This is a genomic window from Nostoc sp. UHCC 0252, assembly GCF_034931145.1.
In the GTDB taxonomy this organism is placed as follows: Bacteria; Cyanobacteriota; Cyanobacteriia; order Cyanobacteriales; family Nostocaceae; genus Nostoc.
Genome location: NZ_JAYGHE010000024.1, coordinates 78,397 through 88,909 on the forward strand (window position 1 = coordinate 78,397; position 10,513 = coordinate 88,909).

The 10,513-nt window shown below is 41.7% G+C and carries 5 protein-coding genes; 3 read left to right on the top strand and 2 right to left on the bottom strand.

What is annotated here, in order from left to right:
• The first annotated feature begins 143 nt into the window (after positions 1–143).
• Positions 144–5,255 carry a CHAT domain-containing protein gene (locus VB732_RS15815; protein ID WP_323231821.1) on the top strand — a complete coding sequence of 1,704 codons (5,112 nt, stop codon included), beginning with the start codon at positions 144–146 and terminating at the stop codon, positions 5,253–5,255.
• Between the two features lie 314 nt (positions 5,256–5,569).
• Here VB732_RS15815 and VB732_RS15820 read toward each other — a convergent pair whose 3' ends face one another.
• Positions 5,570–6,829, bottom strand: a complete 1,260-nt coding sequence (locus VB732_RS15820) for a Na/Pi symporter (RefSeq protein WP_323231822.1) — start codon at positions 6,827–6,829, stop codon at positions 5,570–5,572.
• A gap of 686 nt (positions 6,830–7,515) precedes the next feature.
• Positions 7,516–8,175, bottom strand: a complete 660-nt coding sequence (locus VB732_RS15825) for a hypothetical protein (RefSeq protein WP_323231823.1) — start codon at positions 8,173–8,175, stop codon at positions 7,516–7,518.
• 221 nt (positions 8,176–8,396) lie between these two features.
• On the opposite strand from VB732_RS15825, the gene VB732_RS15830 reads away from it, so the two are divergent.
• Together VB732_RS15830 and VB732_RS15835 are read left to right on the top strand one after the other, a co-directional pair.
• Positions 8,397–9,068 (top strand): response regulator transcription factor, encoded by a 672-nt coding sequence (locus VB732_RS15830; RefSeq protein WP_323231824.1) that lies wholly within the window; start codon positions 8,397–8,399, stop codon positions 9,066–9,068.
• 173 nt (positions 9,069–9,241) lie between these two features.
• The gene (locus VB732_RS15835; RefSeq protein WP_323231825.1) at positions 9,242–10,504 is read left to right on the top strand and encodes a sensor histidine kinase; all 1,263 of its coding nucleotides are present in this window, start codon (positions 9,242–9,244) and stop codon (positions 10,502–10,504) included.
• The last annotated feature ends 9 nt before the right edge of the window (positions 10,505–10,513 follow it).

The window sequence follows — 10,513 nt, forward strand, 5'->3', positions numbered from 1 at the left end:
TGCATGAATATTTGAATATCATATTTTTGACATTCAGATTTTAGAAGATTTGTAACTAAAACGATAGTTAACAGAGATTTATTCTAAGTAATACCCCCTAGCATTATATTGTGGTAATAGGTAGAAAACTTGGGAATACTTCGATGTCACCACTGATCTCTATAGTCATCGTCAATTACAACCGGGAGTCTTACCTTGGGGTAGCGATCGCCAGTGTTTTAGCGCAAACATGGCAAGATTTGGAGCTACTAATTTGGGATGATGGCTCCACAGATGGATCAGTGGCGATCGCTCACGCTTATGCTCAACAAGATGGACGAGTGCGGGTAATAGAAGCACACCATCAAGGATGTACCGCAGCACTAAAAGCAGCAATCAACGTAACTAAGGGCACTTACTTCGGTATAGTAGATAGTGATGATATCCTAGCCTCCACCGCCCTAGCTAAAACCGCTAAAGTCCTCAGCAGCTATCCCGAAACAGGATTTGTTTACACCGATTACTTAAATATTGATCAACACAGCAAAGTAATCGGCTACGGTCATCGTTGTAGTATTCCTTACTCAAGAGAAGGAATTTTAGTAAACTTCATGACGTTTCACTTCCGCCTGATTCGGCGGTCAGTTTACGATCAAGTGGGAGGTATTAGCAAGTCGTTCCTCTGTGCCCATGATTATGACTTATGTCTGCGGCTTTCAGAGGTAGCTCAAGTGCGCCGCGTTCTAGAGCCACTTTACCTCTACCGAAATCATTCTCAAAGCATCTCTGTTACTAGAAGAAAAGAACAAATCCTCTGCTCTAAACGGGCGATCGCTCAAGCACTTTGGCGACGCGGATTAGCAGACAAGTTACAAATCGATGTAGAATTACCCGCAGGTCGCTTCATATTGCGGCGAAAAAAACCTCTGCTGCACAAAATCGCCGCTTCAGTCCTAGCTATTGTGCCTCTGGTGAGTGCCACGAGTGCGGGATTAGCCCAAACTCAACCAATTGTCCCTGCTGCCGATGGCACAAACACAATTGTTACACCCAACGGTAATCGACTTGATATCACTGGGGGTACAACTTCTGGCAATGGTCAAAACCTCTTCCACAGCTTTCAACAATTTGGGATTTCACCAGAACAAATCGCCAACTTTCAAGCTAGTCCGGCGCTGCAAAATATCCTTGGTCGAATTACAGGTGGGAATCCTTCAGTCATTAATGGCTTAATTCAGGTAACAGGTGGCAATCCCAACCTCTTTTTGATGAATCCCGCCGGATTTGTTTTTGGATCAAACGCCAGCTTAAATGTACCTAGTGCTTTCACGGTGACAACAGCTAACGGCATTGGTTTTGGCAGCAGTTGGTTCAATGCCATCGGTGTTAATGATTACAATGCCTTAGTTGGAAACCCCAACGGATTTGCCTTTAGTATGAACCAAGCGGGAGCGATCGCAAATGCTGGAAATTTGGCAGTAGGCACTGGGCAAAATTTGACCTTATTGGGCGGTAATGTAGTCAACACTGGGCAAATCTCAGCGCCGGGAGGACAAATTTCTGTCACATCCGTACCAGGACAAAATTGGGTGCGTTTGAGTCAGCCAGGAAATCTGTTGAGTCTGGAAATTCAGCCCCTCGCCTCTAGTCGCACTCAACCCAATAACTGGACAATTCCCATCGCCTCAATACCAGAATTGCTCACAGTTGGTAATACGGGGTTAACCGCCAATTCTGATGGGACTGTAAAATTAACAGAATCTAATGTAACAATTCCCACAACGCCAGGGACAACCATTGTTTCTGGTAAAGTTGATGTATCGAGTCAAACAGGTGGCACTGTAACTGCTTTAGGTCAACGAGTCGGGGTAATTGATGCCAATATTAACGCCTCTGGAACCAATGGTGGCGGTACTGTCTTAATTGGCGGCGATTACCAAGGAAAGGGGACTTTACCCAATGCAGAGCAGACTTATATTAACTCCAACTCCGTCATTAATGCCGATAGCAAATTAAATGGAAACGGTGGACGGGTAATTGTTTGGGGTAATAATACAACTCAATACTTTGGTAATATTTCGGCTCGTGGAGGAGCAAATGCCGGGAATGGTGGAAATGTCGAAGTATCCGGTAAAAATTTCTTGACCTTTAACGGTTTAGTAGATACTTCAGCCGCCAACGGTAGCTTTGGTACATTATTATTAGACCCCAGCACATTGACTATTATCGATGGTGAAGCAGGTACTTTTGATGGTACGGCTGGCAGTATTGCCTTTGACGATGCAGATATTGGGGCGAATACAGTTTCATGGGGTGCGATCGCAGCTTTGGGATTTGGTGCAAATATAGACTTACAAGCCACAGGGAATATTACCATCAATGACATCACCGGAGAGACAGACGGAGTAACTACCGATGATGGTGTTGCTAATTTAAACTTGGGTAGTATTGGTAGTTTCAGCCTCACCTCACAAACCGGTTCTGTAATCTTTCTTGATCCTACCAACACAATCCAGACAAACGGTGGAGCCATAAACATTTCAGGAGCTAGTTTATCCCTGGGCAATTTAAATACAAGTACTATTTTTAGGGATAGTGGCAATGTAGACTTATCTGCAACTGGAAATATAACTGCGGGCAACATTACTACCAACATTGTGAGTGGTCAAGGCTACGGTCAGAGCTACTTGGCAGGTAATATTACAGTTGAAAGTACTACTGGTGAAATTACCCTAAATAACCTCGACACTAGCAATCAAGAAGGGTTTTTTGGGTTTGGTTATGGTGGTAATACTATTACGGATGCTGGAACAGTAAATTTGACTGCCGCAGGCGATATCCTCACAGGTACTATTAATTCCTCTTCAAATGATGCTAATGGCTCAGGTAAAGGTGGCGATATAGCCGCAACAAGCACAGGCGGTAGTATCACTACAGGAGCAATTGACTCCTCTTTAGTTAAGTTTGGAGGTGGCGAATTTGAAGGCACGGCTGGCGCAGTTACCTTAACTGCCACAGAGAATATCACCGTTAATGGTGACATTAATACCTCAGCCAGAGCCACCGGAGTTGATGGGACTGCAAGTGCTACAGGTGGCAACGTTACTTTACAAACTACCAATCCCTTTGGCAGCACAATTCTCTTTAGCAGCATCAACACACAGGCCACAACAGACTCTGGTGGTGAGAATACTGCTCAAGGTGGCAATGTGCAGGTGTTGACAAACGGACTAGTTCAAGGAATAGGGACGATTATTGTCGGTGAAACCGATACAGGTGTCACGATCGCTACTGGCGGAATTTTCGATTTTGGAGGAGAAGGAGGTTCTAGCCTTACCGGAGGCACTGGAGGTACTGTCACAATTCAACATGATGGTGGCCCAGCGAATGTAGATTTTATCGTAGGTAATGGGACAAGTGTTATTAATGGCACAGCCGGAGCAATTGATGTGGGGAATGGTACAACACTCACATCGGGTAACTTTCCAGTTTTGCCTACTAATGGAAATGCTAGCGGCACGCCAGCCGGTATTACTATTACTTCCATCAACACCCCACCGACATTAACGCTAAACTCATCACTACCTGATACCGAGACAAATCAGCCAGTGACCTCGACTTTCGGCAGTTTGGGTGCGGTGGTCACGGATGCTAATAATGACAATATCATCATCCGTCTTGATGCGCTAAATACAGGAAATTTGACTGTCAATGATGCTACTGTTACCCCTGGTGTTACTACCTTATCTAGCAACGATACTTTGGTATACACACCTCCAGCAGATACTAATGGGTCACTAAATGCCTTCACCATCAGTGCAAGCGATGGTGTGTCCTCTTCTGCGCCTGCACAGGTAACAATTAACGTCAGCCAGACCCCTCAGCCTGAGCCTGAGCCTGAACCTACCCCCTGCACATTCCAGTGCAACCCAACTACACCACCTAACCCTAGCCTGCCTGACTTTAGACCTGAACCCCCTGTTATTAATACCGATCCTACTCCCGAAGGTAATTTCACAGATGATTTTGCCGACCATTTAGGCATCCCTAATCCTAGAATGAAAACACTAGATGATGCCAAAGAAATTGCTCGTAAAATTGAAGAAGCTACTGGTGTTAAACCTGCATTTATCTACACCAGCTTTGTCCCTGTGGAGATTTTGCCAGAGAGAAATTTAGGCAAAGCTAAAAAATCGACTAAACAGTTAAACACCATAGCAGAGCAGGGTAGTGACCAACTGGAAATAGTCGTAGTAACAGGAAAAGGTAATCCCATCCGCAAGCGCATCCCAGAAACGACTAGAGCCAAGGTTCTCCAAGTAGCTCAGGAATTTCGTGACCAAATAGTTAGTCCACAAAACCGTCGCCGTACTGGTTATTTGCGTCCATCTCAACAACTTTATCGGTGGATTATTGCACCACTAGAGGCAGATTTACAGGCACAAGAAATCAATAATCTGGTCTTTTTACCAGATGTCGGGTTACGTTCAACCCCAATGGCAGCACTTCATGATGGCAAGGGGTTTCTAGTAGAAAAATATAGCGTTGGTTTGATGCCCAGTCTCAGCTTGACTAACACCCTTTATAAAGACATTAGAAAATCTCAAATTTTAGCATTGGGGGTTTCTCAGAGTACACAAGGACAAGAGCCTTTACCAGCAGTTCCCCTAGAGTTATCAACACTGGTGTCTAAACTTTGGCAAGGCAAATTATTGTTAGACAAGCAAGCCACCTTAGACAATCTCAAAACTATCCGCCGTCAACAACCTTTTGGGATTATTCACATGGCAACCCATGCCGATTTTACCACCGGCGCTTTGAGTAATTCCTATATTCAACTGTGGGAAGACAAGTTACGCTTGAACCAATTACGACAGCTGCGTTTGAATGAACCCGAAGTTGAAATGCTAGTTCTGAGTGCTTGTAGAACAGCATTAGGGGATGAAGAGTCGGAGCTTGGATTTGCAGGTTTAGCAGTACTGGCAGGGGTGAAAACTACTGTTGCTAGTCTTTGGTCGGTTAATGATGCTGGTACAGCAGCTTTGATGACAAAATTTTATGAGAGCTTGAGGACGGCTCCAATCAAAGCAGAAGCCCTCAGACAGGCTCAGGTAGCTATGGTAAAAGGGCAGATTTATGTTAAAGATGGTCAATTGGAAGGTTTCGGGGTAGTAGGAAACTTGTCTTTACCTACTAACAGTGATAACGAAGGAGAGCAATTACTTACTCATCCTTATTACTGGTCTGGATTCACAATGGTTGGTAATCCTTGGTAAATTAGCACTGAAGAGGCTGGGGGGCAGGGAGCAGGGAGCAGGGGGAAAGAATTCTCTCCTTTTCTCCCAGCAAAGACCCTCAATTCCTCTTCTGCGTGGAGCAAAGTGGAACATGGGTATGAAGCCCCATGCTTCTAGGACGCTTGGACTGGGCAAAGTACAAGCTCCATCTGATACCATTTCACGAAAAATTTGATGCAGATGTAAACCCTGAAAGCCTTACTGCATCTAAGCTTTTTAATTGCAAATTGTGAATTGGTAATCAGTCTCTCCCCCTGCCCCCTGCTCCCTGCCCCCTGCTCCCCTGCCTCTTTTTACCCTTTTACCCTTTCTGGCTGCCGATTTTGGTTTTGTCTATCAGGGATGAGCCGTTCTAACCCACGGGCAATCCAGGGCAAAAATGCAAGTGCTAAGATCACCCCCAGAATATTGAATATCAATTGGGCATTGGCAATTTGGCGGGCAATATCATCTCCTGCACCCATTAATTGAGAAAACCACTGAGCAAATACTGCCAATTGACTGGCAAATAAAACACCTAAAGCAGCACAAACAAGATTAAATAATAAATGAAAAACACCTGTCCGTAACGCTGGGCGATCGCGTCCAAAGGTCGCTACTAGTGTATCAGCACAAGTCCCAACTTCAGCACCCAGCATTAACGCCACACCTGCGGGTAATGAGACTAATCCTTGACTAGCCAAAGTCACAATAATCGCAACGGTAGCAGAGGAAGATTGAACTAAAACTGTAAACAACGCCCCAACTCCAGCACCTAAGAGGGTGTTATTACCCAAAGTTTCCATCCATTTCATAAATGGTTTGTAATCTTTGAAAGGTTCCATTGCGGTTTCAATTGTATCAAGCCCGAAAAATAGCAAGCCGAAACCAAGAATAACTAACCCGATTTGCTTCCAGCGTTCTTTTTTACCTAAAAGAATTAGTAATAAACCAACGAACATTGCGATTGGTGCATACTCGCTAATTTTAAAAGCAACGATTTGAGCGCCTATAGTTGTACCAATATTGGAACCCAAAACCACGCCCAAAGATTCTACAAACGACAGCAAACCAGCGCTAACCATTGCAATCACAATAATAATTGTCACAGAAGACGAATCTAATATTGTTGTCGCAACCGTGCCAGTTGCTACTCCAGCATAGCGATTAGTGGTAAATTTGCTAATTAGACCTTTGGCGCGATCGCCTGCGATCGCTTCCAGTCCTTCAGCCATTCGCGTTACACCATACAAAAACAGCACTAGTCCCGCCAGCGCCCCCGTGATGATTTTGAAAATATCTAATCCCTGTTCTTCTCCTTTAGACTCAACACTTTTATCTTGTTGACTATTTTTCGTTTCTTCCCCAGAATTCTGAGGTTGCTGATTGTTTTTCTGTTGTGCTTCCACTTCTGCTGGAGTCTGAGCATTAACACTAAATTCTAAAGGCGCTAATGGCCTATCAAACCAATACAAATTTTTTCCGAAAATAGAAGGAGCCGCAAGAAAAGCTGCAACTAAAATACTCAAAATTAACCCGTTCAATCCTTTCTTAAAGCTTTTAGTTAAAAACATAATGTTTTCTGTAACCTCTTAGTTTTTTTAATAAATACTACTTCTGTTCAAAATTAAAGCGTTAACTTATTTAAAACCTTGTACAAAATCTAAAGTTGATTTAAGCTTGCTCAAGCCTAATACTAAATAAATCAATTTCAATAGTATACGTTAAAAATTTACTCTCCTTTCAACCTAGTTAGCTTGCATCTTAAGAAAGAGATTAATGGGTAAATGCCAGCATTTAATTAAGATTTAAACTCAATTTAAATGAATATTAATATTTCATCTTATAAAGTTTTTTAACTGTATGAAATACAAACCTAACCCCCAGCCCCTTCCTTTACACGGATACGGTGTGTACACACAAATAATTTAATTACCCCAAATCCTGTTTTATAGGGTGTGTTATGCCGGAGGCTAACGCACCATCGTAGATTTTCGGTATTTATAGACGTTAGTTCTAACGCACACTAATAAATTGATATTTTGATGTTAAATATTATATAATTGGCTGCCAGCTTTGCATAGTTTACTTTCAGCTTCTAAGCAATAAATATCGTTATGAGTAGCGTAGTTTTATTATTAATTGGTTTAGGAACTTTTTTCTTGGCTTGGAGAACTCAAGACGAAATTAATCGTATTGCGGCGATGGTAGCTGGGACAATTTCTCTGGTTTGGGGATTTGCTTTAACTCCCATGTCATTTCAATTAGTATTTGAAATTATCTCAGTTTTAGCGTCTTTCTTTGTTTGTATGCGTTGTTTGGGTTGTGATTTCAACCAAGATTGACTTCTAACTTGATAACGTATTAGCTTTCTGATTTCTTGTTGAGACAGATTTAGTAACTTAGCAGTCATCGCTTCTACCATATTAATCTCAGTTACTGGTAGTACAAAACTCAAATTTCTCAGAGTATTGTTAGCGGTTCTAACCTCAACAAAGCTAATTCCTTGTTCTTTTTGAATTTCAGCTTTGATTGCTTTCAAAGTTACAGGAATTTTTACCTGCATTTGTTTATTAAGTTCCAGATTTTTTTGTTGAGGATATAATCCAAATTTTTGTGCGATCGCTACTTCTGGAAACTTGGAATTGGCAAATTCAAATTCTAACCTTTTAAGTACTGAATTTCCTGTTTTAATCTTCACTTGAGTAAATTTTTGCTCTTGCTCTATTTTCATATCAACCACTGTAAAATTCAGTGTTAACTCTACCTGCGGAAGTGTATCAGCTTGCAACTTATCCAGCGTTCTATAAGAAAATCCTAATAACTGCTTTGTTAGCAAATCACTACCAGTCCAAAAAACAATTCCCAGCGATAGTAGAGGTAGAATAATTAGTAAGATTTGTGGTTTTAAATAAAGCATAGGTTTTAATTTTATAATTTAGATATAATATGATTGTTTAATCGGTGGAGTTGACTACACCAAAAACTATCTATTGACGTATTCATAATATGTCTTTCGATAGAACAATTTAAAGCCTTAAATTGGGATTGTACTAATACAACACATAAAAGAAAAGTGGTCTTATTCTTATTAAGATGGTGCTGCAATTCTCCTGTAATGACTTGACATAAAAAGATTTTATGCGGATACTATTAGTAGAAGATGATTCAGAACAATTAGAGCCATTACAAGGTATTCTATCGGAAGCTGGGTATATTGTAGATGCTGCCGAAGATGGGGAAATTGCACAGTGGCTAATATCTCAAAAAGATTACGATCTATTAATTTTAGACTGGATGCTACCAAAAATTAGCGGGTTGAGTCTGTGTCGCCAGTATCGTATCTCTGGTAAAACTGCACCCGTGTTGATTTTGACTGCAAAAGACACCACACCTGATAAAGTTATGGCTTTAGATGCGGGAGCAGATGATTATTTAGTCAAACCCGCAGACTTAGTAGAACTCTTGGCGCGGGTACGTGCTTTGGGGCGGAGAGTTCCCAATTGGCAGGGAGACAGCCTGCGGGTAGCAGATTTGCAATTAGACTTAGCTGAATTAAATGTAGAACGAAGTCATGTAAAAGTCGAATTATCTCCTCGGGAAGCAAGATTATTAGAATACCTAATGCGTCACCCTAATCAAGTTTTAAATCGCAACCAGATTGAAGAGGCGTTGTGGGAGTGGGGTATGGAACCAGAAAGCAATGCTTTAACTGTGTTAGTACGCAAGCTGCGACAGCGCTTGCAAGTATTGGGTGCAGCAGACTGGATTAAAACAGTTTACGGTATGGGTTATCGCTTAAATCCACAATAATTACAGCAGTTTTCTTTTGCATAAAGTACAAAGCTATTGGTTTTGAGGCAGGAAGTAGAAACTCTTTATATCTGATTCTTAATCCTGCATTTTGTACCTCATGTACTTGCAAACTGCTGTAAGTTGAGAGTTAGAAGCCTTTAAATTTGTATTTCAACGAGCAATGATAAGTTATGTTTAATCGTAGCCGTCGCAATCTTGCAAGTTGGTTCACCTTAACAATGGGTAGTATTTTAATTGGGTTTGCGGCGGTAGTTTACTATGTGGAAGTCATAGATGAGTTAGAGGAACTGGATATATTACTGTATAAAAAAACTAGTGTGATGGCGGCGAATGTGAAGTCAGAACTGTACAATGGCAAGCGACAGTTAGACTTGGAACACGTACCATTGTTGGGAAGCATGGTAGAACCATTGCCAGATATAAGATTAGTTTATGCAAGTTGGTATGATGACCAAAAGCAGCTGGTACAATTTTTTGGTGAAACTCCCAGCGATCGCCTTTCAGTACTAGGTGGATTTGATACTGTTAAAACCGATGATAAAGTATGGTTGCGTCAGGTAACGTTACCTGTTTACCAAGATGGTTTATTAATCGGTTATATGCAAGCAGCGATGCCACTCACATCTGTTGAGAGTGCTTTAGCTGAATTTCGGCTAGTTTTGGCAATTTCAGTACCCATTACCTTGGGTGCAATTGCTCTCACTGGTTGGTGGTTGGGGGGATTAGCGATGCAACCAATTCGTCACAGCTACGATCACCTCCAACGGTTTACAGCTGATGCTTCCCATGAATTGCGATCGCCTCTGACAGCAATTATTAGTAATGCTCAGTTTGGTTTTCTGTCTAAATCTACCGATCTTGAGGTGCAGCGTCAACGCTTCCAGAAGATTTTTGAGATCGCCCAGTCTATGAGTATATTGGTAAATAATTTGTTATTTCTAGCACGCTCACAAGGCCAATTACCTACCGAATTGCTCCAAGCAGTTGATCTCAAGAATTTACTTGTGCAGATAACAAATGATTATCTCACCCACCAAGATGCACAACATCTTAGTTTAAGTTTCCAATTGCCTAATAATAGTGTAATAGTACTTGGTGATGCTAACTTGATTCGTCAAGCGATCGGAAATTTAATTAATAATGCTTGCAAATATACTCCTGCTGGAGGACAAGTACAATTGCAGCTATTTACTCAATCCCATTCGGCTGTCATTCAAGTTAGAGATAATGGAATTGGCATTCCTGAAGATGATTTGCCATATATCTTTGAGCGATTTTATCGAGTAGATAAGAAACGCTCTCGCAAAACCGGAGGATTTGGTTTAGGGTTGGCTATTGCTCAACAAGTAGTTCAATCTCACGGCGGCGAAATCAGTCTTAAAAGTGTAGTCAAAGAAGGGACAATTTTACAAATCTCTCTGCCTTTAAAGTGAAAAATTATA

Bases quoted from the DNA above. Each gene is read 5' to 3' on its own strand.
- VB732_RS15815 (WP_323231821.1), top strand. From the start codon at position 144: ATGTCACCACTGATCTCTATAGTCATCGTCAATTACAACCGGGAGTCT.
- VB732_RS15820 (WP_323231822.1), bottom strand. From the start codon at position 6,829: ATGTTTTTAACTAAAAGCTTTAAGAAAGGATTGAACGGGTTAATTTTG.
- VB732_RS15825 (WP_323231823.1), bottom strand. From the start codon at position 8,175: ATGCTTTATTTAAAACCACAAATCTTACTAATTATTCTACCTCTACTA.
- VB732_RS15830 (WP_323231824.1), top strand. From the start codon at position 8,397: ATGCGGATACTATTAGTAGAAGATGATTCAGAACAATTAGAGCCATTA.
- VB732_RS15835 (WP_323231825.1), top strand. From the start codon at position 9,242: ATGTTTAATCGTAGCCGTCGCAATCTTGCAAGTTGGTTCACCTTAACA.